Annotated in this window: 20 protein-coding genes and 1 pseudogene; 7 read left to right on the top strand and 14 right to left on the bottom strand. The window is 70.0% G+C overall.

What is annotated here, in order from left to right; genetic code table 11:
- Positions 1-76: 76 nt before the first annotated feature.
- Positions 77-1456 (top strand): DUF349 domain-containing protein, encoded by a 1380-nt coding sequence (locus tag AB0H56_RS13485; RefSeq protein ID WP_357161710.1) that lies wholly within the window; start codon positions 77-79, stop codon positions 1454-1456.
- A 58-nt stretch (positions 1457-1514) separates the two neighbouring features.
- Here the strand turns inward: AB0H56_RS13485 and AB0H56_RS13480 are convergent, their stop codons facing one another.
- A complete protein-coding gene (locus AB0H56_RS13480) occupies positions 1515-2093 on the bottom strand; it encodes a hypothetical protein (protein ID WP_357161707.1) in 579 nt (192 codons plus the stop codon).
- Between the two features lie 137 nt (positions 2094-2230).
- A complete protein-coding gene (gene miaB, locus AB0H56_RS13475; protein ID WP_357162073.1) occupies positions 2231-3742 on the bottom strand; it encodes a tRNA (N6-isopentenyl adenosine(37)-C2)-methylthiotransferase MiaB in 1512 nt (503 codons plus the stop codon).
- A gap of 248 nt (positions 3743-3990) precedes the next feature.
- On the opposite strand from miaB, the gene AB0H56_RS13470 reads away from it, so the two are divergent.
- The 4 genes from AB0H56_RS13470 to AB0H56_RS13455 all read left to right on the top strand — a co-directional run bounded on the left by AB0H56_RS13470 (position 3991) and on the right by AB0H56_RS13455 (position 7233).
- A complete protein-coding gene (locus AB0H56_RS13470) occupies positions 3991-4719 on the top strand; it encodes an amino acid ABC transporter ATP-binding protein (RefSeq protein WP_110036108.1) in 729 nt (242 codons plus the stop codon).
- 35 nt (positions 4720-4754) lie between these two features.
- The gene (locus AB0H56_RS13465; protein WP_357161704.1) at positions 4755-5588 is read left to right on the top strand and encodes a glutamate ABC transporter substrate-binding protein; all 834 of its coding nucleotides are present in this window, start codon (positions 4755-4757) and stop codon (positions 5586-5588) included.
- A gap of 83 nt (positions 5589-5671) precedes the next feature.
- The gene (locus tag AB0H56_RS13460) at positions 5672-6343 is read left to right on the top strand and encodes an amino acid ABC transporter permease (protein WP_110035751.1); all 672 of its coding nucleotides are present in this window, start codon (positions 5672-5674) and stop codon (positions 6341-6343) included.
- On the top strand, positions 6340-7233 hold the full coding sequence (locus AB0H56_RS13455) for an amino acid ABC transporter permease (protein WP_357161700.1): 894 nt from the start codon (positions 6340-6342) through the stop codon (positions 7231-7233). The genes AB0H56_RS13460 and AB0H56_RS13455 overlap by 4 nt, the downstream gene beginning before the upstream one ends.
- Before the next feature lie 58 nt (positions 7234-7291).
- Here AB0H56_RS13455 and AB0H56_RS13450 read toward each other — a convergent pair whose 3' ends face one another.
- The 5 genes from AB0H56_RS13450 to AB0H56_RS13430 form a co-directional block, all read right to left on the bottom strand.
- Complete coding sequence (locus AB0H56_RS13450) at positions 7292-8152, bottom strand: 3-hydroxyacyl-CoA dehydrogenase (RefSeq protein WP_357161698.1); 861 nt, start codon at positions 8150-8152, stop codon at positions 7292-7294.
- Between the two features lie 185 nt (positions 8153-8337).
- Complete coding sequence (locus tag AB0H56_RS13445) at positions 8338-9318, bottom strand: glycine betaine ABC transporter substrate-binding protein (protein ID WP_357161695.1); 981 nt, start codon at positions 9316-9318, stop codon at positions 8338-8340.
- Positions 9315-10085, bottom strand: a complete 771-nt coding sequence (locus tag AB0H56_RS13440) for an ABC transporter permease (RefSeq protein WP_357162069.1) — start codon at positions 10083-10085, stop codon at positions 9315-9317. Before AB0H56_RS13440 ends, AB0H56_RS13445 begins: the two co-directional genes overlap by 4 nt.
- A 649-nt stretch (positions 10086-10734) precedes the next feature.
- Positions 10735-11913, bottom strand: coding sequence for an ATP-binding cassette domain-containing protein (locus AB0H56_RS13435; RefSeq protein WP_357161692.1), 1179 nt, complete (start codon positions 11911-11913; stop codon positions 10735-10737).
- Entirely contained in the window at positions 11906-12556 is a 651-nt protein-coding gene (locus AB0H56_RS13430) for an ABC transporter permease (RefSeq protein WP_357162066.1), read from the bottom strand. Before AB0H56_RS13430 ends, AB0H56_RS13435 begins: the two co-directional genes overlap by 8 nt.
- 300 nt (positions 12557-12856) lie before the next feature.
- Between AB0H56_RS13430 and AB0H56_RS13425 the strand changes: the two genes are divergently transcribed.
- The gene (locus tag AB0H56_RS13425) at positions 12857-13363 is read left to right on the top strand and encodes a GNAT family N-acetyltransferase (RefSeq protein WP_357161689.1); all 507 of its coding nucleotides are present in this window, start codon (positions 12857-12859) and stop codon (positions 13361-13363) included.
- A 641-nt stretch (positions 13364-14004) separates the two neighbouring features.
- On the opposite strand, the pseudogene AB0H56_RS13420 reads toward AB0H56_RS13425, so the two are convergent.
- The 3 genes and pseudogenes from AB0H56_RS13420 to AB0H56_RS13410 form a co-directional block, all read right to left on the bottom strand.
- Positions 14005-14439: pseudogene (locus AB0H56_RS13420) on the bottom strand (regulatory protein RecX); the annotation flags it as partial.
- 520 nt (positions 14440-14959) lie between these two features.
- Entirely contained in the window at positions 14960-15997 is a 1038-nt protein-coding gene (gene recA / locus AB0H56_RS13415) for a recombinase RecA (protein WP_019048052.1), read from the bottom strand.
- Between the two features lie 168 nt (positions 15998-16165).
- Positions 16166-16615 carry a nuclear transport factor 2 family protein gene (locus tag AB0H56_RS13410; protein WP_357161685.1) on the bottom strand — a complete coding sequence of 150 codons (450 nt, stop codon included), beginning with the start codon at positions 16613-16615 and terminating at the stop codon, positions 16166-16168.
- A gap of 126 nt (positions 16616-16741) precedes the next feature.
- On the opposite strand from AB0H56_RS13410, the gene AB0H56_RS13405 reads away from it, so the two are divergent.
- The gene (locus tag AB0H56_RS13405) at positions 16742-17257 is read left to right on the top strand and encodes a CGNR zinc finger domain-containing protein (RefSeq protein WP_357161682.1); all 516 of its coding nucleotides are present in this window, start codon (positions 16742-16744) and stop codon (positions 17255-17257) included.
- A gap of 6 nt (positions 17258-17263) precedes the next feature.
- Here AB0H56_RS13405 and AB0H56_RS13400 read toward each other — a convergent pair whose 3' ends face one another.
- From AB0H56_RS13400 to AB0H56_RS13385, 4 genes are all read right to left on the bottom strand, one after another.
- Complete coding sequence (locus AB0H56_RS13400) at positions 17264-18496, bottom strand: tetratricopeptide repeat protein (RefSeq protein ID WP_357161679.1); 1233 nt, start codon at positions 18494-18496, stop codon at positions 17264-17266.
- Between the two features lie 7 nt (positions 18497-18503).
- Positions 18504-18695, bottom strand: coding sequence for a DUF3046 domain-containing protein (locus AB0H56_RS13395; protein ID WP_357161676.1), 192 nt, complete (start codon positions 18693-18695; stop codon positions 18504-18506).
- A gap of 300 nt (positions 18696-18995) precedes the next feature.
- Complete coding sequence (locus tag AB0H56_RS13390) at positions 18996-20408, bottom strand: NAD(P)/FAD-dependent oxidoreductase (RefSeq protein ID WP_357161673.1); 1413 nt, start codon at positions 20406-20408, stop codon at positions 18996-18998.
- Positions 20409-20449: 41 nt separating this feature from the next.
- Entirely contained in the window at positions 20450-22261 is a 1812-nt protein-coding gene (locus AB0H56_RS13385) for a DUF3556 domain-containing protein (RefSeq protein WP_357161670.1), read from the bottom strand.
- Between the last annotated feature and the right edge of the window lie 68 nt (positions 22262-22329).

The raw sequence follows: 22329 nt of genomic DNA, 5'->3' as shown, positions 1-22329 counted from the left end.
TCGGCCCGGACCGGGTTCAATGGGATGTGCTAGGGCGTAACCAGGCAGCCGTGACGCGCGGCAGGGACGGAGAGCAATGACCGACAGCAACGGAACCGCGAAGCCCACCCCCGGTCCGGGCCCGCGACCGTCCGGTACCCCCAAGCCCGGCGGCAAGCCCGCGCGCGCGCCGAAACCGCACGCCGTGAAACCGGCGCCGGGCCCCGACCAACCGCACCCGCACCCCGTCGTCGTGCCGACCGTCACCGACCCGAGCAAATGGGGCCGCGTCGACGAGGACGGCACCGCCTGGGTGAAGACCGCCGACGGCGAACGCGTCGTCGGGTCCTGGCAGGCGGGCGACGCCGCCGAGGGACTGCAGCACTTCGGCCGCCGCTTCGACGACCTGGCCACCGAGGTCGCCCTGCTCGAGGCCAGGCTGGCCGCGGGAGCCGACGCGCGCAAGACCAAGGCCGCCGCGCTCGCGCTGGCCGAGTCCCTGCCCACCGCGGCCGTCATCGGCGACATCGAGGGCCTGGCCGCCCGGCTGCAGGCGATCACCGAGCACTCCGAGGAAGCCGCCGCGCACGCCAAGGAGGAGAAGGAACGCGCCAGGCACGAGCACACCGAGCGCAAGGAGGCGCTCGCGGCCGAGGCCGAGCAGATCGCCGCCGAGTCCACCCAGTGGAAGGCAGCGGGCGACCGGCTGCGCGAGATCCTCGACGAGTGGAAGTCCATCCGGGGCGTCGATCGCAAGGTCGACGACGCGCTGTGGAAGCGCTACTCCAAGGCCCGCGAGGCGTTCAACCGCCGCCGCGGCGCCCACTTCGCCGAGCTCGACCGGGAACGCGCCTCGGCGAAGACCCGCAAGGAAGAGCTGTGCGTGCGGGCCGAGGAGCTGTCCGGCTCCACCGACTGGTCCGGCACCGCCGCGGTGTTCCGCGACCTGCTCAGCGAGTGGAAGGCCGCCGGGCGCGCCCCCCGCGAGGCCGACGAGGCGCTGTGGCGCCGGTTCAAGAGCGCGCAGGACGTGTTCTTCGCCGCCCGCAACGCGGCGGTGTCCGAACGCGACGCCGAGTTCGAGCACAACGCCACCGCCAAGGAAGAACTGCTGCGCGCCTACGAGCACATCGACCCGGCCACCGGGCTCGACGCCGCCCGCGCCGCGCTGCGCGAACTGCAGGACAAGTGGGACGCGATCGGCAAGGTGCCGCGCGAGCGGATGCAGGAGCTCGAGGGCAAGCTGCGCGCGATCGAGAAGCGCGTGCGCGATGCCGCCGACCAGCAGTGGCGGCGCACCGATCCCGAGGCCGTCGCGCGGGCCGCGCAGTTCCGGGAGCGGGTCGCCCAGTTCGAGGAGCAGGCCGCCAAGGCCACCGCGGCGGGCAAGAAGCGCGACGCGGAGAAGGCGCTCGAGCAGGCCAAGCAGTGGCGTGAATGGGCCGAGGCCGCCGAGGGCGCCGTCAGCAACAGGTAGCGGGCAGACACGAAACCCCCGACCGATCCGGTCGGGGGTTTCGTCGTACTCGGGGGACCTATTCGCCGGTCAGGCGCTTGCGGTCGCGTTCCTCGGCCGCGCGGGCGGCGTTGCGGCGCTGTTCCTCGGCCGCCAGCTGGACCGCCGTGCGGCTCCACACCACGCGCACCCAGTGGAAGGTGAGGACCATGATCGCGATGGTGCCGAGGATCAGGCCGATGCCGGGGCCTGCGCCCTCGTAGTTGCCCAGGCCCGGCGTCTGCCGATGCCAGATCGAGAGCACGCCGAAGACGCTGCCGACGGCCGAGCCCGCGCAGGCCAGCCAGGCCAGCGCCCAGCGGCGGGTGGTCAGGGCCAGCAGCGAGAAGCCGACGCCGAAGACGATGACCAGCCACACGAAGATCCGGGACGGCAGCCCGATGTGCTCGACACCCGCGGCGTCGGTGTTGAGCAGGACGTCGAATCCGCGCGCGGTGCCCGCGGTCGGCAGCACCAGCGAGATCAGCAGCGCGAACACCGCGCCCGCCACCACCAGCGCTCGGGCGCCGGGGTCGATCTCCCCGGCGATGCGGCGTTCCACCGCGTCGAGTTCGCCGCGGAACTGTTCGAATTCCTGGTCCTCGTCCACCCGGTTCACCGCGTTGTCACTCCTGTCGGCAGGCTGGTCGTCGCTGGGCGCGGGCGCGCCGGGTTCCACTGTGCCATCACCGGGAACCGCGCTCGCGTCCGACCCACTACTCCCGGTAGTAGATTCGGGCTCCTGGTCCGGGGAGGTCACGCCGAGCATCCCGTGGAGCAGCCGCTGACGGCCGGCTCGACGGTGACCGGCGCGCCGATCTTCGGCAGCCCGAGGCCGACGCCGATCGGCTCGGTCTTGGGCGTCACGCCGCGTTCGTGCGCGTCACCGGCCCTGGTGCGCCGGTGTGCCTTGACCGCGCCGTCGGCGATGAGGTGGTGCGGCGCCGCCGCGGTGATGTCGACGGTGACGAGGTCGCCGGGCCGGATGCCCGCCGCGTCGCCGGGCCGGAAGTGCACCAGCCTGCCGTCGCGGGCGCGGCCGCTCATCCGGGCGGTGGCCGCGTTCTTCTTGCCTGCGCCCTCGGCCACCAGCAGCTCGACCTCGATGCCGATCAGGGCCTGGTTCGCCTCCAGCGACACCTGCTCCTGCAGGGCGATCAGCCGGTCGTAGCGCTCCTGCACGACCGCCTTGGGCAGCTGATCGGGCAGTTCGGCGGCGGGCGTGCCCGGCCGCTTGGAGTACTGGAAGGTGTAGGCGCTGGTGAAACGCGCGCGGCGCACCACGTCCAGGGTCTCCTGGAAGTCCTCCTCGGTCTCGCCGGGGAAGCCGACGATGATGTCGGTGGTGATCGAGGCGTGCGGCATGGCGGCCCGCACCTTGTCGATGATGCCGAGGAAGCGCTCCTTGCGGTAGGAGCGGCGCATCGCCTTGAGCACCCGGTCCGAGCCGGACTGCAGCGGCATGTGCAGCTGCGGGCAGACGTTCGGGGTCTCGGCCATCGCCTCGATGACGTCGTCGGTGAACTCGGCCGGGTGCGGCGAGGTGAAGCGCACGCGTTCGAGGCCATCGATCCGCCCCGTCGCGCGCAGCAGCTGGGCGAAGGCGCCGCGATCGCGCGGCTGGTCCGGGTCGACGAAGTTCACGCCGTAGGAGTTCACGTTCTGGCCGAGCAGCGTCACCTCGAGCACGCCCTGGTCGACCAGCGCCTGCACCTCGGCGAGCACGTCACCGGGGCGGCGGTCGACCTCCTTGCCGCGCAGCGCGGGCACGATGCAGAAGGTGCAGGTGTTGTTGCAGCCCACCGAGATCGACACCCAGCCCGCGTAGGCCGATTCGCGCTTGGCGGGCAGCGTCGACGGGAAGGCCTCGAGCGATTCGAGGATCTCGACCTGGGCCTGTTCGTTGTGCCTGGCCCGCTCCAGCAACACCGGCAGCGAGCCGATGTTGTGGGTGCCGAACACCACGTCGACCCACGGCGCCTTGCGCACGACGGTCTCGCGGTCCTTCTGCGCCAGGCAGCCGCCGACGGCGATCTGCATACCCGGGCGGCCCTGCTTGACCGGCGCCAGGTGCCCGAGGGTGCCGTAGAGCTTGTTGTCGGCGTTCTCGCGCACGGCGCAGGTGTTGAACACCACCAGATCGGGGGTCTGGTCCGGGTCGGCCTTCACATAGCCCGCGTCCTCGAGCAGGCCGGACAAGCGCTCGGAATCGTGCACGTTCATCTGGCAGCCGAAGGTGCGGACCTCGTAACTGCGCGCCTGGGTCACCGTGCGCTCCGTCGCGTCCTGTCCGTTCGAATCCACCCGTCCAGGGTACGGCCACCACCCGGTGTGGTCTGCGTCGCGGTCGGGGGTCCGCCAGGTTACCGGGCGGTGTCATCTCGGCGTGCCGCGACGGCGAGTCACGGAAAGCGGGGCAAATCTCCGAAGAACGCCTAAGGTTTCTGACCATGACCGACGACGCCGCACCCGCGACCGGGAAGGCCGACGCCGCAGCCACTGCCGGCGCGCCGCCGATGATCTCGATGCGCAACGTGGACAAACACTTCGGTGAGCTCCACGTTCTGCGCGACATCAACCTGGACGTGCCCCGCGGGCAGGTCGTGATCGTCCTCGGCCCTTCGGGCTCGGGGAAGTCCACGCTGTGCCGCACCATCAACCGACTCGAACCGATCGACTCCGGCGACATCGCCATCGACGGCGTCGCGCTGCCCGCCGAGGGCAAGGCGCTGGCCGCGCTGCGCGCCGAGGTGGGCATGGTGTTCCAGTCGTTCAATCTCTTCGCGCACAAGACGATTCTCGAGAACGTGATGCTCGCGCCGCTGAAGGTGCGCGGCGTCAAGAAGGACGAGGCGCGCAAGAAGGCCCTCGCCCTGCTCGACCGCGTCGGCATCGCCAACCAGGCCGACAAGTATCCCGCGCAGCTGTCCGGTGGCCAGCAGCAGCGTGTCGCCATCGCCCGCTCGCTGGCGATGGACCCCAAGGTGATGCTGTTCGACGAGCCGACCTCGGCGCTGGACCCGGAGATGGTCAACGAGGTGCTCGAAGTGATGGTCTCCCTGGCCAAGGAGGGCATGACCATGCTCGTCGTCACCCACGAGATGGGCTTCGCCCGCCGGGCAGGCGACCGGGTGCTGTTCATGGCCGACGGCGAGGTCGTCGAGGACACCGCGCCGGAGACCTTCTTCACCGCACCCACCTCGGACCGCGCCAAGGACTTCCTCGGCAAAATTCTCAGTCACTGAGCCCACTCACACCATCACCAGGAGAAGGACACTCGATGAGGATCAATCGTGCGATGCGGGTCGGAATCGGCGCCGCGGCACTGGCATTGGCGGCCACGCTCACCGCTTGCGGCGGCGGCGACGAGGGCTCGGTGCTCGACCACGCCAAGGAAGGCAAGCTGACCGTCGGCATCAAGTTCGACCAGCCCGGTCTCGGCCTGCGCAACACCGACGGCACCTACAGCGGTCTCGATGTCGAGGTCTCCAAGTACGTCGCCGAGAAGCTGGGCGTCAAGCCGGAGAACATCGAATTCAAGGAAGCGCCCTCGGGCCAGCGCGAGACGCTGATCGAGAACGGTCAGGTCGACTTCATCGTCGCCACCTACTCGATCACCGATTCCCGTAAGCAGAAGGTCGATTTCGCCGGCCCGTACTACGTCGCCGGTCAGGACCTGCTGGTGCGCGCCGACAACACCGACATCACCGGCCCGGATTCGCTGGCGGGCAAGAAGGTGTGCTCGGTGAAGGGTTCCACCCCGGCCCAGAACATCCAGAAGAACTACCCGCAGGCGCAGCTGCAGACCTACGACACGTACTCGCTGTGCATCGAGGCGCTGCGTGGCGGCGCGATCGACGCGGTCACCACCGACAACGTGATCCTGGCCGGCTACGCCGCGCAGTCGCCGGGTACCTACAAGCTGGTGAACAAGACCTTCACCACCGAGAACTACGGCATCGGCCTGAAGAAGGGCGATTCGGAGAGCCGGGGCAAGATCAACGACGCGATCGAGGCGATGATCGCCGACGGCGCGTGGAAGGCGGCGCTGGAGAAGTCCTTCGCCGGCACCGGTTTCGCGATTCCGCAGCCGCCCACCGTCGACCGCTACTGATCGACTCCGCCGCGGTGGCCCGGATGCCACCGCGGCGGTGACCTCCCGCTTGCCCTATCACATCGATCGGAGGACGCGCGTCCGTGTTCGACCTGATCTCGAGGTATGACTCCGAAATCCTCGACGCCTTCTGGGTGACCATCAAGCTGACGTTCTTCTCGGCGATCGGCGCCCTGGTCATCGGCACCCTCGTCGCGGCCATGCGCGTGTCCCCGATCCCGGTGGCCCGCTGGATCGGCACCGCCTACGTGTCGATCTTCCGCAACACCCCGCTGACCCTGATCATCGTGTTCTGCTCGCTGGGCCTCTACACCACGCTCGGCTGGAAGCTGGCCGGTGATTCGCTGGCGGACAACAACTACCGCTGGGCGATCGTCGGCCTCAGCGTCTACACCGCGGCGTTCGTCTGCGAATCGCTGCGCTCGGGCATCAACACCGTCCCGCTGGGCCAGTCCGAGGCCGGGCGCTCGCTGGGCTTCGGGTTCGCCCAGAACCTGCGCCTGGTGGTGCTGCCGCAGGCCTTCCGCGCGGTCATCGCGCCGCTGGGCAGCGTCCTGATCGCGCTGACGAAGAACTCCACGATCGCCTCGGCGATCGGCGTCGGCGAGGCCGCCCTGCTGATGAGCACGATGAACGAGAACGAGGCCGCGGTGCTCGCGATCGGTGCGATCTTCGCGCTCGGCTTCGTCATTCTCACCCTGCCGACCGGCCTGTTCTTCGGCTGGCTGGCCAAGCGATACGAGGTGGCCCGATGAGTGCGAGCGCTTCGGTTCTCTTCGACGCGCCCGGTCCCAAGGCCCGGGTCAGGCACGGCATCTACTCGGTGCTCGTGCTCCTGGCGCTGGTCGCCTTCGGCTGGGTGCTGTTCGACGCCTTCGACGAGAAGGGTCAGTTCACCGCGGCCAAGTGGGAACCGTTCCTGGACTCGGGTGTCTGGGAGACCTACCTGCTGCCCGGTCTGCAGGGCACGTTGACGGCGGCGGCGATCTCGATCGTCGGCGCGCTGATCTTCGGCATGATCTTCGGCATCCTGCGGCTGTCGGATCACCGGTGGGTGCGCTGGACCGCGGGCGCGATCGTCGAACTGGCGCGCGCGATCCCGGTGCTGATCCTGATGATCTTCCTGTTCGCGGTGTTCGGCGACTACAAGGTGTTCCGGTCCGATGACCTGGCCCTGGCGGCCGTGGTCATCGCGCTGATCATCTACAACGCCTCGGTCATCGCCGAGATCGTGCGGGCCGGTATCCGCTCGCTGCCCAAGGGGCAGACCGAGGCCGCGGTGGCGCTGGGTCTGCGCAAGTCGCAGCTGATGCGGCTGATCCTGCTGCCGCAGGCCGTCACGGCGATGCTGCCCGCGCTGGTCTCGCAGATGGTGGTCGTGCTCAAGGACACCGCGCTCGGCTACCAGATCACCTATGTGGAGCTGGTGCGTTCGGCGCAGCAGGAGGGCGCGTCGCAGCAGAACACGATTCCCGCGCTGATGGTCGTCGCGGTGATCATGATCTCGCTCAACATCGCGCTGACCTTCCTGGCGACCACGCTGGAGAAGCGCCTGCGGTCGCGGCGCAAGAAGGGCGGCGCCGTGCTGGCCGCCGATTCGATCGTCACCGACGCGGCGCCCGGCGTCGACATCGGCAAGAAGTAGAACGAGATGACTGTGGCCCGGTCCGTGCGGACCGGGCCACAGTAGTGTCCGCGCCCGGCTACTTCGGGTAGGTGTAGAACCCCTCCCCCGTGGCGGCGCCGAGCTTGCCCTTGTCGATGTAGTTCTCCTTGAGCCAGGCCGCGAGCTTCTTGTGGGCCTCACTACCGTTGACCAGGATGTTGTACGGAGTGGTCAGCCCGACGATGTCGAGGATCTGGAACGGCCCCATCGGCGCGCCGGTCGCGATGCGCCAGGTCTCGTCGACCGCCGCCGGTTCGGCGTAGCCGCCCGCGGCGAGTTCGATACCGGAGTTGAGGAAGGGCACCAGCAGCGAGTTGAGGACGTACCCCGCCTTCTCCTTGTGCAGTTCGATCGGCACCATGCCGATGGCCTTCGCGAACGCCACCACCGCCGTGAACACCGCCGGATCGGTCCGCTCGGTGCCCATCACCTCCGCGGTGTTGAACTTCCACACGTGGTTGGCGAAGTGCAGCGCCAGGAAGCGATCGGGCCGTCCGGTGTAGTCGGCGATGTCGCTGGGCAGCAGCGTCGAGGAGTTGGTGGCGAACACGGTGCGCGCGGGAGCGAGCGTGCCGAGCTTCTCGTAGAGATCGCGTTTGATGTCGAGCACCTCGGGGACGGCCTCGATGATCAGGTCGGCCTCGCCCGCGGCGGTCGCGAGGTCGGTGGTGAGGGTGATCCCGGCCGCGGTCGACGCCGTGTTGTCCGCGTCGGCGCCGTCCACGTCCTGCTGATACACCTGGGCCAGGCCGTCGAAACGTTTCCTGGCGGCCGTGACGGCCTCGTCATTGATGTCGTAGGCGGTGACGTCGAACCCGTGGAACGCGGTCTGGAAGGCGATCTGGGAACCGAGCACCCCCGTTCCGAGGACCGTCACCTTGCGGAATTCGTTGGCCATGCGTCTCCTCCCGTTCGGGAAGCGGATTCCCCGTGCCGCTCCGCTGCAGACGGTGGCCGGTCGCGGCCACCGCTGTCCATCATGGCCTCGCCCGCCGCCACCCGGCCATCACCGACCCGCGCGATTCGGGCATCTCGGGCGGCGCGGTGGTCACGGTTCGGCCACCGACCGCGGGCGGGTCGCGCTCAGCCGACGGTGACGAGGCCTTCGGCGACCATCCAGTCGCGCGCGACATCGGCGGGCTCGCGGCCCTCGATGTCGACCTGGCGGTTGAGTTCGGTGATCACCTCGTTGGTCAGGCGCGCCGAGATCGGCGCCATGATCTCGGCCACCCGCGGATGCGCCTCGGCGAAGTCGCGGTGCATCACCACGGCGGCGTTGTACTTCGGGAAGAAGCCGCGATCGTCGACCAGCAGCACCAGGTCGAGGGCGGGGATGCGCCCGTCGGTGGCCGCGACCGAGCCGAACCGGCACTGATTCGCGTCGGCCGTGGCCTGGTAGACCAGGGCGTCCTGGACGATCTGCTTCTGGACCTTGGGCACGTCGATGCCGTATTTGCGGGCCATCCCCGGGTAGCCGTCCTGGCGGACGTTGAACTCGGTGCCCACACAGGTGGCGGCCGCGGCGGGATCCCTGGCGATCAGCGCCGCGTAGTCCGAGAGGGTGCGCACCCCGGTCTCCTCGGCGGTGCGGCGGCTGGTGACGAGGGCGTAGGTGTTGTTCATCGGCGCCATGGCCGTCCACACCATGTTGTGCTGGGCGAGGTCGGCGTCGCGCACGAGTTCGAACTGGCGGCGCTCGTCCGGTTCGGGTGTCTCGTTGCCCAGGTAGTTGATCCAGCCGGTGCCGGTGTAGTCGTAGGCGATGTCGACCTGGCCGAGCAGCTGGGCGTCACGCAGGCTGTTGGAGCCCTGGATGTTGGTCAGGTCGCGCACGTTCGCGCCGGCGGCGGTGAGGGCGAATTCGATCAGATAGCCGTGGATGTTGGCCTCGGTGAAGTCCTTGGAGCCCACCGTCACCGCGACGCCGTCGAGTTCGGGGACCGGCCGGATGCTGCCGGGGCCCACCGGCAGCGGCACCGAACCACCGGACTGCAGGCCACAGCTGGCCAGCAGCACGACACCGACCACCGGGACCAGCCCACGTAGCCATCGGGTGATCCTCACCGCAACCCCCTCGGTCCGAGGAACTGTTCGGCCAGCGCGCCGAGCCAGTCGACGAACAGCGCCAGCGCGACGGCGAGCACCGCGCCCAGCGTGAGCGTCACGGTGTCGCGCAGCTTGTAGCCGGTATCGATCAGGATGCCGAGCCCGCCCGCGCTCACCAGGAACGACAGGGTCGCGGTGCCGACCGCCAGCACCAGCGCGGTGCGCAGACCCGCCAGGATGTAGGGCACGGCGAGCGGGAACTCGATGCGCCGCAACACCTGTGCCGCCGACATCCCCTGGCCGCGCCCGGCGTCGATGAGCGCCGGATCCACTTCCTGATAGCCCAGGATCGTGTTGCGCAGCACCGGCAGCAGCGAGCAGAACGCGATGGGCGCGACGCCCACCCAGAAACCGGTGGTCCGGGTGACCAGGTAGCACAGCACGATCAGGCCGATGGCCGGCGCGGAGGCCCCGATATTGGCGAGGCCGACGAAAAGCGGTGCGAGACGGCGGAATCGGGGCCGGGTGAGCAGCGTGCCCAGCGGCACCGCCACCGCGACCACGATCAGCACCACGGCCGCGGTGATCAGGATGTGCTGCCATGTCACCGTCGCGACATTGCCGACGTTGATACTGGCCTGCTGGGTGAGAGTGAGGTCGCGCCGGAACGCCCACACCAGCACCCCGACGGTGAGGACGAGCACGATCACCGGCTGCACCAGCAGCCGCAGGAATTCGGCACGACGCTGCGCGGCGGGCCCCGCGACGGTGGGCCGGTCGGCCATCGTCTTCGGTGCGGTGGTGGCGGGATTCGTCACGATGCACCTCGTCCCGATGTGGTCTGCCTGACCTGGGACAGCACCGGGGCCGCCCTTCCGTCGCACACGACCTCACTCGCCGAGCATGGATGGAGAGCACACGCGCCGCTTCCCGGTGACGCGGGCTTGCCCCCGCACGGCGTGGACACCACGGAGGTCCCTGCGAGCACCTGCCGCAGCTGCGCACGACCGCCCCGGTACGCCACGGAGACACGCCGACGCCACCCCGGCCTGTCAGAGGGCGTCGCGAACTCGCCGGAGTACCGGACAGGCAGATCTGAGCGCGGCGCACGCATCGCGGAGCGCGGATGGGGAGCGTACGCGCCGACGCCCCCCGAAGCGGGCATGCCCCGGCGCGACGCTGGCACGCCCGAGTGCGCCACGGACATACCGCGCCGTCGCACCGGCACGCCGGAGAGCGGTGGGAGCATGCCGGAGAGCGGCGTATGCGTACCCCGGCACCGTACAGATAGGTTCGAGCGCGGTGCGGGCAACGCCCAGTCCCCAGCACGCGCCCAGCGAGACGCGGGCAACGCCGGGCACCGAGCACGCATCCCCGAGCGCGATGTCGGCGTGCGCCGGTGCTGCGCGGGTGGGGCCGGGTGCGGGGTGGCGGTCATGACGGGACCGGGGCGGTGGGGCTGGCGGTGGCCAGGTGTTGGACGAGGGTGTCGACGGTGACCACGCCCGCGTAGGCGCCGGTGGCGTCGACGACGACGGCCGATGCGGTGTGCTCGGTCAGCAGGACGGCGAGGGCGTCCTGGAGTGTCGCGTCGGCGGGCACCGTGGTGGTGATCGGGGTGCCGAGGTCGCCGAGCGCGGTGGCCCCGGCCGGCTCGGTCGCGGTGACGCGGCGCAGCGGGCGGCGGTGCTCGTCGAGGAGCACCGCCCAATCGTGGTCGGCGGCAGCGAGTTCGGCCGCCAGTTCGGCCGGTGCGGTGCCGGTGGTGGCGGTGACCCCCTGGTCCAGCGTGAGGTCGGCGAGCACGGCCAGGCCGAGGCGGTCGATGGTGGCGGTGGCGCCGACGAATCCGGCGACGGTGTCGTCGGCGGGGTCGGCCAGGATCGCGGCCGGGGTGTCGTATTGCAGGATGCGGGAGCGGTCGCCGAGGACAGCGATCCGGTCGCCCAGTTTGACGGCTTCGCCGAAATCGTGGGTGACGAAGACGATGGTCTTGCCGAGTTCGCCCTGCAGGCGCAGCAATTCGTCCTGGAGCAGCGCGCGGGTGATCGGGTCGACGGCGCCGAACGGTTCGTCCATCAGCAGCACCGGCGGGTCGGCGGCCAACGCGCGCGCGACGCCGACGCGCTGCTGCTGACCGCCGGAGAGCTGGCGCGGGTAGCGATTCCGGTACACGCCCGGGTCGAGTCCGACCAGCTCGAGCATCTCGTCCACGCGGGCGGTGGTGCGCTTGCGATCCCAGCCGAGCAGCCCGGGCACCGTGGCGATGTTCTTGGCCACGGTCAGGTGCGGGAACAGCCCGGCCTGCTGGATGGAGTAGCCGATGCCGCGGCGCAGTTCGTCGGCATCGATCGAGGCGGCGTCGCGCCCGCCGATGGTGACGGTGCCCGAGGTGGGTTCGATCAGCCGGTTGATCATCCGCATCGTGGTGGTCTTGCCGCAGCCCGAGGGGCCGACCAGGACGACGATCTCGCCGGCCGGGATGGTCATGGAGACCTCGTCGACCGCCGGATCGGTTTGTTCCGGATAGCGTTTGGTGACGCGGTCGAGGACGATCTCGACGCCGGAGACCGCGCCGGGCCCGCTCTCGATGCTGGTTTCGGTGTCAGTCACGGATTCCCCTCGAGATGGTGAGCCGGCCGAGCAGAAGCAGGACGCCGTCGAGCGCGAGTGCGAGCACGACGATGAGGACGGTGCCGGTGAGTGCCTGCGGCACCGCGTTGGGGCTGCCGAGCCGCGAGAGCCCCGAGAAGATCAGATTGCCGAGCCCGGGGCCTTTCGCGTACGCCGCCAGGGCCAGGATGCCCATGATCATCTGGGTGCTGACCCGCATGCCGGCCAGGATCGATGGCCACGCCAGCGGCAACTCGACGGCGGTGAGCAACCGCAGCCGGTTCATCCCGACGCCGCGCGCCGCGTCGACGACGGCCGGGTCGACGGCGGAGAGTCCGAGCACGGTGTTGCGCAGGATCGGTAGCAGGGCGTAGAGCACCAGCGCCACGATCGTCGGCCCGACGCCGAGCCCCAGGAACGGGATCAGCAGACCGAGCAGCGCGAACGACGGGACCGTGAGGATCGCGCCCGCGGTGGCCGTCGCGGCGGCGGACCCGAGCGGGCTCCGGTACACCAGCACGCCGACGAGCACCGCGACGAGCGTCGCCAGCACCAACGACTGCACCACGGCCGACACATGCAGATACGAATCGACCAGCAACTGTTCCCGCCGGTTCACCACGAACGTCCACAACGCGTCCAGGGTCCACCTCCCCGTCGTCCGGCGGCCGCACGCGGCCCTGTCCCGGAATGCCCACCCGACCACCGGGCGAAACACCCCACCCCCGCACCTCGCCGCCTGGCGCGGCACCCCAATCCGCCTGCGTACAACCAGGTTTCATCGGCGCCGAGTCATCCTACGCCGCGTTCCGCCCCCGCGCGGCGGTTCACTTCTCTCACCCCGCGCCGGGCTCAACGCACAAACCGAGCGAGTCCCCGGTACCCACCGCACCGGCCGACGACAGCGAACCACCCACCCCGGCCCAGTGGCTACAGTCGCGAGGTGCCTGACCTGATCACACCGACCACGCGGTTGTACCGCGCTTGGCTCGACGCTCATGCCGAATGGGGGCCGGGCACGCATGAGGACGGGTTCGGGCTGACATCGACCGACGACGTCGGCTCACGCGCCGGGTTCGCCTCGTGGGTGCGGCGGCTGGGCGACGAATCGGCTCGGACGACCTGTCGGTGGATCATCGAGGACCGTCAGGTTCTCGGCGGGATCGCGCTGCGCCACCACCTCGACGAGTACGTGCGGTGGGCAGGTCACGTCGGCTTCGGTGTCCGCCCGTCCGCGCGCGGACGTGGACTCGCCGGTTGGGCGTTGGGCCGCATGCTGGACCATGCCCGCCTGCTGGGCATCGAGCAGCTCCTGCTCGTCTGCGCCGCCGACAACATGGCGTCCGCCACGACGATCCAGCGTCAGGGCGGCGTCCTCGAAGGGATCCGCGACACCCCGCTCGGCCCGGCCCGACGCTACTGGATCACGCTGACGCCACCGATCGGTTGACATTCGGCCCGCCTGGCCGACCGCAATCATCGGACTTTCCGTCGCGGCCGCGCGCGACGTGCTCAGCGGCCCCGTTCGGCCAGTTCGGCTTTCACGACGGCATAGGCGGTGGAGGGGTCGTAGCCGCGCCGCGCGAGCATGTCGACCAGGCGACGGGCGGCCTTGACACGGTCGAGGTCAGCGGGCATGGTGCGAAGTTTGCGGCGAACCAGGTCGATCGCGTCCTGTTCGTCCCCGGGTACCGGCCGCGCGCGGCGTCGGCGCCCGGAGTCATCGGACTCGTCGGCGCCGAGGTCCACGTCGGCGGTGGACGGCGCGGCGCCGAGCCCACCGGCGCGAGACAAGCTCCCGCCACGCCTACGTGCCGATCCGGCGCCCTGACGCCCTGCCGCATCCCGGCGCCCACCGACATCCCGGCGCCCGTCGTCGTCCTGGCACCCGTCATCGTCCTGGCACCCGGGGTCGTCCCGGTACCCGCCGATGTCCCGACTCCCGTCGGCGTCGCCCACGGCGTCGGCGTCGTCGGCGTCGCCCACGGCGTCGGCGTCGTCGGCGTCGCCCGCGGCGTCGGCGTCGCCCGCGGCCGGTATGTCCGTGGGCGACGAATCGGGGCGGCGGGCTTGCGTGTACGCCCGGACGAACCCCGCGTCGGCGAGTTCGGCGGTGACCACCGCGAACGCGGTCGACTGGTCATACCCACGCCTGGCCAGCATGCCGACGAGACGGCGAACCGCTTTGTCGCGGTCCAGGTCTCGGGAGAGGGTGGCGAGTTTGCGGCGGACGAGGTCGGTCGCGCGAGCGCGTTCGGCGTCGTCGGTGACGACCGCCAGCGCGTTCTCGGCCTCGGCCGGGGCCACGCCCTTGTCGCGGAGTTCGCGCTGCAGCGCGCGCTTGCCCCGACCGGAGTACGTGTGCCGTTCGTGCACCCACTGTTCGGCGAAGGAGCTGTCGTCGACGAGGCCGACCTCGGCGAGCCGATCGAGCGCGGCCTCGGTCACCTCGACCCGGAAACCCTTCTCCCCGAGCCGCTTCGCCAGTTCGGCGCGGCTGCGCGCGCGGACGGCCAACAGATTCAGGCAGGCGTCCTTGGCCTGGTCGACCGTCGCCTTCGGGCGGTCACCCGGGGCGAGCCGGCGTGTGCCGGCTCGCCGGTCGGGCTCTCCCGGCTGGGATCCGGCCGCCACCGGATCCACCTGTCGTCCCTTGTCACCACCGACGCCGGTCGACAGGGAGTCTTCTTCGCGCCGCGCGGATCTGCGTCCGCGGCGGGCACGGCGAGGTCGTGCCTCGCTCCCCCACTCTTCATGATCATCCACAGGCCGCGCAGCGGAATCGGGTGAATGATCACCTTCGGCGAATCCGGTCGGGTGCGCGCGCTGCGGATCGCCCGCACCCGACCGAATTCCCTTCGCGTCCGGGACGGCTCGTTCGTCACGAGCCGATCGGACGAGTTCGGTGTCCGTCTCTCGCCCGCGCTGCTCCGCGAGCGACGGTGGCGGCACCTCGATCCCGAGGCGGGCCAGCTGTCGTCGCATGTCCTCGACCGGATCGGCCGAGTCGCGGGGCGCGCGGCCGGGATTCGGCGTGCGCATCGACTCAGAAGTCGGCGGGCGCGTCGGCCTCGGCGGTCAGGTCGGCGCCGATGCCCAGCTTCTCCTTGATCTTCTTCTCGATCTCGTCGCGCACATCGGTGTTCTCCAGCAGGAACTTGCGGGCGTTCTCCTTGCCCTGGCCCAGCTGATCGCCCTCGTAGGTGTACCAGGAGCCCGACTTGCGGATGAAGCCGTGCTCGACGCCCATGTCGATGAGCGAGCCCTCCTTGGAGATGCCCTGGCCGTAGAGGATGTCGAACTCGGCCTGCTTGAACGGCGGGCTCACCTTGTTCTTGACGACCTTCACGCGGGTACGGTTGCCGACCGCGTCGCTGCCGTCCTTGAGGGTCTCGATGCGGCGCACGTCCAGGCGCACGGAGGCGTAGAACTTCAGCGCCTTACCACCGGTGGTGGTCTCGGGCGAGCCGAACATCACGCCGATCTTCTCGCGCAGCTGGTTGATGAAGATGGCGGTGGTGCCCGAGCTGTTGAGCGCGCCGGTCATCTTGCGCAGCGCCTGGCTCATGAGGCGGGCCTGCAGGCCGACGTGGCTGTCGCCCATCTCGCCCTCGATCTCGGCGCGCGGCACCAGGGCCGCGACGGAGTCGATGACGATGATGTCGATGGCGCCGGAACGCACCAGCATGTCGGCAATCTCGAGCGCCTGCTCACCGGTGTCGGGCTGGGAGACCAGCAGGGCGTCGGTGTCGACGCCCAGCTTGCGGGCGTAGTCGGGGTCGAGCGCGTGCTCGGCGTCGATGAAGGCGGCGACACCGCCCGCGGCCTGGGCGTTGGCCACCGCGTGCAGGGCGACGGTGGTCTTACCCGAGGATTCCGGGCCGTAGATCTCGACGACGCGACCGCGCGGCAAACCGCCGATGCCGAGCGCGACGTCGAGCGCGATGGAGCCGGTCGGGATGACGGAGATGGGCTGGCGGGCCTCCTCGCCCAGGCGCATGACCGCGCCCTTGCCGAAGCTCTTCTCCACCTGCGCCAGTGCCAGCTCCAGCGCTTTGTCGCGATCGTAGGCCTGCGGTGCCATGATGTGGTCCCCTTCTCGAGGTGAGTGTCTCTCTGGTTGGCGCCCACAGTAGAGGCCGGCACCGACAAGTTCTGGCGCCCAGATTAGTCGAACACCCATTCGAGTCAAGCGACGCGCCCAGGGACACGCACGACACCGGCCACGACCCCGCGATCGACCGCCCCGGCGCTACCGCTGAGGCAGGACCGAGTCGTCACCCTCGGCGCGGGGGCCGAAGATCCGGCGCTCCGTTTCCGCGATACGGACGTCGTTGATGCTGGCCTCGCGACGGGCCATCCGGCCGTCGGGCGCGAATTCCCACTGCTCGTTGCCGTAGCTGCGCCACCACTGACCGGCCTCGTCGTGCCATTCGTACTGGAAGCGCACGGCGATGTGATTGTCGTGGAAGGCCCACAGGTCCTTGCGCAGCGCGTAGCCGTTCTCGACCGACCACTTGCGGGTGAGGAACTCGACGATGGCGGCGTGGCCGGTGAAGAACTCGTCGCGGTTGCGCCAGACCGAGTCCTCGGTGTACGCGGCGGCGACGCGTTCGGGATCCCTGGTGTTCCAGGCGTTTTCGGCGGCCAGCACCTTGGCGCGCGCGGAGTCGAGGTCGAACGGGGGCAGTGGCGGTCGCACGGGGAACCCTCCCGGAATTTTAACTATCTAACCATTGTTTACAGGTTAGACAGTAGGGTGGCCGGGCACGGCCGTCAACCCGTGCGGGCACGACAGTGGTCAGGAGTCGAGTTGGTAGCCTCAGGCATGCGCGATCCCCGTCCGCACACCGGCGAACCGCCGGCGCTGGACCTGCTCAACACCCGGTGGGCGGGCGCGGCGCCGGGCGATCTGCTCACCGATCTCGACGGGCTGCGGCTGTGGCTCGAACTCACCGATCTCGCCGACCACGTCCCCGTCGACGAACACACGCTCAACGCCCTGCACGCCGCGCGGGACGCCGTGCACGCGGCGGTGACCAGCGGCGAGCACACCGCACTGAACCGCGTGCTCGACCACGGACGGCTGCGCCGCGAACTCACCGGCGAGGGCCCCCGCTCGATCCCGGAGGTCACCGATCCGGCCTGGTTGCCCGGCTGGCTGGCCGCCGACAACCTGCTGCACCTGATCGCCGAGGCGCCGCACCGGATCCGCCAGTGCGCCCACCCCGACTGCGTGCTGTTCTTCTACGACACCTCCAAGAACGGCACCCGCCGGTGGCATTCCATGGCGACCTGCGGCAATCGCACCAAAGCGGCCCGCCACTACGCCAAGACGAGCTGAGCGGCCTCAGAACAATTCGTCGAGCAGCCGGTAGTACTCGAGTTTCGCACGCTCGGGCGCTGTCAGCCCGTAGGCGGTGAAGAAGGCCACCACCGCCTCGACGCCGAAGTCACCGGACAGGTCGCGTTCGGCCAGCGCGAGATCGCGGTAGCGATCGGCCCTGCCCAGCGCGCCGACATCGATCAGGGTCCCGCCCGCCAGCACATTGCCCGGCGTGAAGTCGCCGTGGGTGACGACCAGATCCTCCTGGTCCGGGCGCTGGGTGACCAGGCGCTCGTGGACGGTCTCGGGCGCGAGATCACGGTGGTCACCGTCGAAATCGGCGGTGTCGACGAAACCCTCCACGACGTTGCGGCGCGCCTGGGCGAGCGTCACCTCGAGGCGGGCGTCGAACGGGCAGTCCGCGACGGGCAGCGCGTGCAACGCGCGCAGAGTCCGGCCGAGCAGGGCACCCACCTCGGCGGCGTCACCGGGGGAATCGGTGAGTGAGCGCGTACCCGTGTCGGCGAGCACGAGGACGTCCTCGGCGAAGGCGGCGACCGCGGGCACGGCGATGCCCTTGTCCCGCAGCCAGTTCAGGCGCTCGTATTCGGCCACGGCGCGCGGTCCGCGCTTGATCCAGTACCCCTCGGCGCGGACGAGGTTGCCGCCGCGCCCGTCGTGGTCGTCGGACCAGACCGGGGTCTCGCCGAGCAGGGCGGTGATCTCCGGCGGCAGGGGCAGGGCCAGCTCCGCGAGGTGGTCGAGCGCCGCGCGGGTGGACTCGATGAGTTCGGAATCGCCCTCGGCCACCCGCAGCCGCATGGCCACCTTGAGCATGTCGCGCGCCTCCGCGGTCCGGTGCTGTTCGGCCAGCGATTTGCCCAGGTGGTGGGCGGCGAAGGAGACGAGTTCGGGGTCGTCGAGGGCGCGACTGGCCTCGAGGGCGCGCCGGTACAGGATCTCGGCACGGGTGGATTCGCCCTGGTAGCGGTACACGTCGGCGAGATTGATCCAGACGGTGATCCGGCGGCCCTCGGTGTCGGCCAGTTCCAGCGCCTGGTCGAGCCGGTCCAATGCCTCGGCGTGGCGGCCGAGCAGCATCAGCGCGATGCCGAGCCTGCGCAGCCCGCCGAAGTCGTCGGGGTCGGCCACCGCGACCCTGGCCGCGAGGGTCTCGGGATCGGCCGGGATCATCCGCAGCCGCTCGTCGAACCGGTAGGGCCGCTCGGTGCCCGGATTCCGTGCTGTCACGGCCATGTGCTGCTCACCATCGTGATCGGGGAACATCGAATTCGGCGCAGAGCGCGCGCCACACGTCGCGGGGATCGACGCCTGCCTCGATAGCGGCGGCGCCGGTGCGCCCCAGAGCCGGAATGACATGATCGGCGAGCATCGCGTCGGCCCGGTGAACGCCGAACTCGGTGTGCATCAGCTCGTTGAACTCGGTCAATCGCACGATTCCCAACATACCCGCGCCCGGCGACCCGCGTCACCGTGCGGTGAGCGGGCCTCTCCGGCCGTCCGCCCGCTGCCGGATGCCGAGCACCCGCTCCCCCGACCATCGACTCGCGGCCGAACGGGCTGACGACGCCGGCCTACCAATCAGCGGGGCCCCACGGTCACGTTCACCCGCGGAGCCCTCGCTCGCCGCGCGCTCGACCCCAACGATCACCTCCCCCAGCTGTGCACAGACAAAATCTGTCCCGGCAGCCCCCTGGCACAGGAACTCACGTCCAGGTCCTCGTCGCCGCACGGTTCAGCGCAACCGGCGCAAGGCCCGCTCGGCGGCATTGGCCCCGCACATCCCGTGCGCGCCGGGGCCGGGTGGGGTGGCCGCCGAGCACAGATAGTGGCCGGGCACACCGATGTCATAGGGCTGCAGGGTCTTTCGCGGCCCGAACACCAGCTGGGGGATGTCCTTGGCGCCGGTCATGATGTTGCCCCCGACGTAATTGGGATTGTACGAGGCGAATTCGGTGGTGGAGCGGACGGCCATGCCGACCACCCGCTCGCGGAAACCGGGCGCGAATCGCTCGAGCTGGGCGATGATCGCGGCGGTGGCGTCGCCGGTGTAGCCGTTCGGCACGTGCGCGTAGGTCCACACCGGGTGCACGTCACCGACCGAACGTCCCGGGTCGGCGAGGTATTGCTGGCCGACCAGGACGAAGGGCCGCTCCGGCATCCGCCCGGCGTGGATGTCGCGCTCCCCCGCCGCGATCTCGGCGAAGGTGCCGCCCAGGTGGACGGTGCCCGCGCGCCGTGCCGCCTCGGCCGTCCACGGCACCCCGCCCTGGACGGCGAAATCCACCTTGAAGGCGCCGGGCCCGTACCGGAATCGGCGGTAGGCCCTTGCGACGCGGGCGGGCAGCCGGTCGCCCAGGATCCGGGCGACGGCGGTCGGCGCGAGGTCCCAGACGACGACATCCGACGCCGGCAGGTCGGCGAGCGAGTCCACCCGCACGCCGGTCTCGATCTTGCCCCCGTACTCGCCCAGTGCCGCCGCCATGGCGCCGGCGATCCGCTGCGATCCGCCCTCGGCCACCGCCCACCCGTACCGATGCCCCGCGGTGAGGATGCCGAGGCCGATGCTGGCGCTCAGCGGGCGGTTCAGCGGATGGAAGGCGTGGGCGGCGACGCCGCCGAACAGCGCCCGGCCCTGCTCGCCCCGGAAAGCCGCCGCCAGCCAGGTGGCCGGTGCGGTGGCGGGAATCCCGAAGCGGGCCAGCCGCACCGGATGTCGTGGGATCCGCAGCAGCGGTCGCATGATGTCCGCGCCGGTCTGCTCGTATCCGGCGACCGGCCCCGCGAACAGCCGCCGCCATAGGCGTTCGTCGGCGCCGAGGCCGTCGGCGGTCGCGGCGACCGAGCGGTGCAGTACGCCGGCGCTGCCGTCGTCGAGCGGGTGCACGCAGTCGAGTTCGGCGTGCGCCCAGCGCAATCCGTAACGCCCCGGATCGATCCCACGCAGGAAGGGCGAGCCGACGGCCATCGGATGGATGGCCGAACAGTGGTCGTGCAGCAGGCCGGGCACGATCGCCTCGCTCGATCGGGTGCCGCCGCCGATGGTGTCGGCCGCTTCCAGCACCGTCACCGTCAGCCCGGCCCTGGCCAGGGTGACCGCCGCCGCGAGCCCGTTGGGTCCGCTGCCGACCACTGTCGCCGTTGTCATCGACTCGTCCTTCGTTCGTCGGAACCGGAACTGGTACCAGGCTATTCGGCGGGCTGGACCGCGGGGCGCGTCACCGGCGCCACCGCCGCGCCCACGTCCTCGCGCCGCCAGGTGACCCGCAACGGGATCGGGCCGTCGGGCAGCCACGGCTGCGCCTCGACCGCGTCGGCGACCTTCCACGTCCCCCGCTCGATCACCCCCAGCGCGGCATCGATCACCATGTACTCCTGCGTGCCCTTGTGGATGGGCTGCGATTCCACCCAGACCACGATCCATTCGCCGGGTGCGAAGCCCACCCGCGCCTGGACGGCCGCGATGAGGTCGGGACCGTGCAGGTGGCCGTCACCGAAGTTGAACCCGATCAGCGAGTTGCAGGCGAACTCCGCCTCGCGCACGGTCCAGCGGTCGAGCTCGGGAATGTGCTTGTACAGCAGCGAGAACAGGCCGCGCCCCTGGCTGTGCATCGAACGCCAGCCGATGGTCTGCTGCATGGTGATCTCGGCGACCGCGGGCTCGTAGCCCATGCCGATCAGCTGATCGAGCTGGTTGACGGTCGGGCGATGCTCGATGGTGTTGAGCTTGGCTTCGGCGCCGGGTGCGAACGCCCACAGCGCCGAGGCCCAGTTGCCCGCGTACTGGCGCATGGACGGCAGGAACGAGACCAGGTCGGGACGCAGATTGCCCAGCACGGGGAAGAAGGCCAGCGCGGCGGTGATGGCCAGGGTCAGCCATGGCGAGGACATGTCGAACACGCCGTATCCGTCGGCATTCGGAAAGCCGAGGAACAGGAACACCGTCAGGTAGGCGAACAGGATGTTCCATTCCAGCGGGACCGCCAGGGGGAACGTGGAGGTGATGAACAGGTGGAACACCACCATCATCACGACCCCGGCCAGCGTCAGCCAGTAGTTCGTCGAGAACAGCAACACCAGTGGTGTGATCACCTCGACCGTGGTCCCACCGACGTGAGCCATGAACGAGGCCACCCCGGACGGGCGGATATCGCGCGGGAAATCGAGGTAGTGCGCCCGCTTGATCGACGTGAACGGCATGGAGGGGCTGTTGGAGACCATCGGCGGCACCACATTGGTGAAGTGCTTGCCGAATTTCGAGACGCCCGCGCCGACCCACACGATCACGATCAGCAATTTGGCCGCGACGATCATGTCGGTGAACGGCAGGACCGCGAAGAACACCAGCGCGGGCAGATACTGCTCGCCGCGCGCGGCCAGGAAGATCGTCTTGTCCCGCAGTCCGCACAGGATGTACAGCACGATCGGGGCGATCAGCAGGGCGGGCCGCACCAGTCCGGACGTGTTGTCGGGCAGGCGTTCCAGCAGGGCGGCGGTGGTCCGGCCGGGTGCGAGCAGGGCGATGGTCAAGGTAGCCAGGAAGCCGACGTACAGGAGCACGTCCAGCACGGTGCGGCTGTCACCGTCGGTGAACGGCACCCGACGCCACGGCCGCAGCCGGATGGTGCCGGGGCGGGCGAAGAACAGCAGGCCACCGGTCATCGGCTTGAACTTGCCCGCCAGCGGTCCCCATGAGCCGGCGACACCGATCGCCTCCAGCAGCACCGTCCACAACACCAGCTTCTGGTAGACGATCGGCTCGTTCCACCAGGCGCCGACAGCCCAGAAGGGCCCGGCACCCGAGGTCGCCGTGGCGATGAGGACGCCGCCGAAGATATAGAGCACCAGCAGTTTCAGCACATAGACCGTGTGGATCATCTTCGGCGAACCGAAGCCGTATTCGACCCAGTGCAGTGCGAGCGTCCGAACCCGTTCCCGCAGTGGTAGATCCAGAAATGTCGCCGTGTCCACCGGCGGGAAATCAGCCGTTTTGAACCCCATTGTCCGTTCCTTTCCTCGACCGATCGCGGGCGCGCGCGACCGCAACCGAAATGTGTTCGTCGTCGTCG

The organism is Nocardia sp. NPDC050717, assembly GCF_040654275.1.
Classification (GTDB): domain Bacteria; phylum Actinomycetota; class Actinomycetes; order Mycobacteriales; family Mycobacteriaceae; genus Nocardia.
Note: the sequence above shows the minus strand (reverse complement) of the source record. Positions and strands in the feature narration are given on the sequence as shown.

Coding starts and splice junctions, on each gene's coding strand:
- recA (WP_019048052.1), bottom strand. CDS start 15,997: ATGGCACCGCAGGCCTACGATCGCGACAAAGCGCTGGAGCTGGCACTG.
- AB0H56_RS13465 (WP_357161704.1), top strand. CDS start 4,755: ATGAGGATCAATCGTGCGATGCGGGTCGGAATCGGCGCCGCGGCACTG.
- AB0H56_RS13405 (WP_357161682.1), top strand. CDS start 16,742: ATGCGCGATCCCCGTCCGCACACCGGCGAACCGCCGGCGCTGGACCTG.
- AB0H56_RS13400 (WP_357161679.1), bottom strand. CDS start 18,496: ATGGCCGTGACAGCACGGAATCCGGGCACCGAGCGGCCCTACCGGTTC.
- AB0H56_RS13440 (WP_357162069.1), bottom strand. CDS start 10,085: ATGGCCGACCGGCCCACCGTCGCGGGGCCCGCCGCGCAGCGTCGTGCC.
- AB0H56_RS13390 (WP_357161673.1), bottom strand. CDS start 20,408: ATGACAACGGCGACAGTGGTCGGCAGCGGACCCAACGGGCTCGCGGCG.
- AB0H56_RS13485 (WP_357161710.1), top strand. CDS start 77: ATGACCGACAGCAACGGAACCGCGAAGCCCACCCCCGGTCCGGGCCCG.
- AB0H56_RS13455 (WP_357161700.1), top strand. CDS start 6,340: ATGAGTGCGAGCGCTTCGGTTCTCTTCGACGCGCCCGGTCCCAAGGCC.
- AB0H56_RS13450 (WP_357161698.1), bottom strand. CDS start 8,152: ATGGCCAACGAATTCCGCAAGGTGACGGTCCTCGGAACGGGGGTGCTC.
- AB0H56_RS13470 (WP_110036108.1), top strand. CDS start 3,991: ATGATCTCGATGCGCAACGTGGACAAACACTTCGGTGAGCTCCACGTT.
- AB0H56_RS13385 (WP_357161670.1), bottom strand. CDS start 22,261: ATGGGGTTCAAAACGGCTGATTTCCCGCCGGTGGACACGGCGACATTT.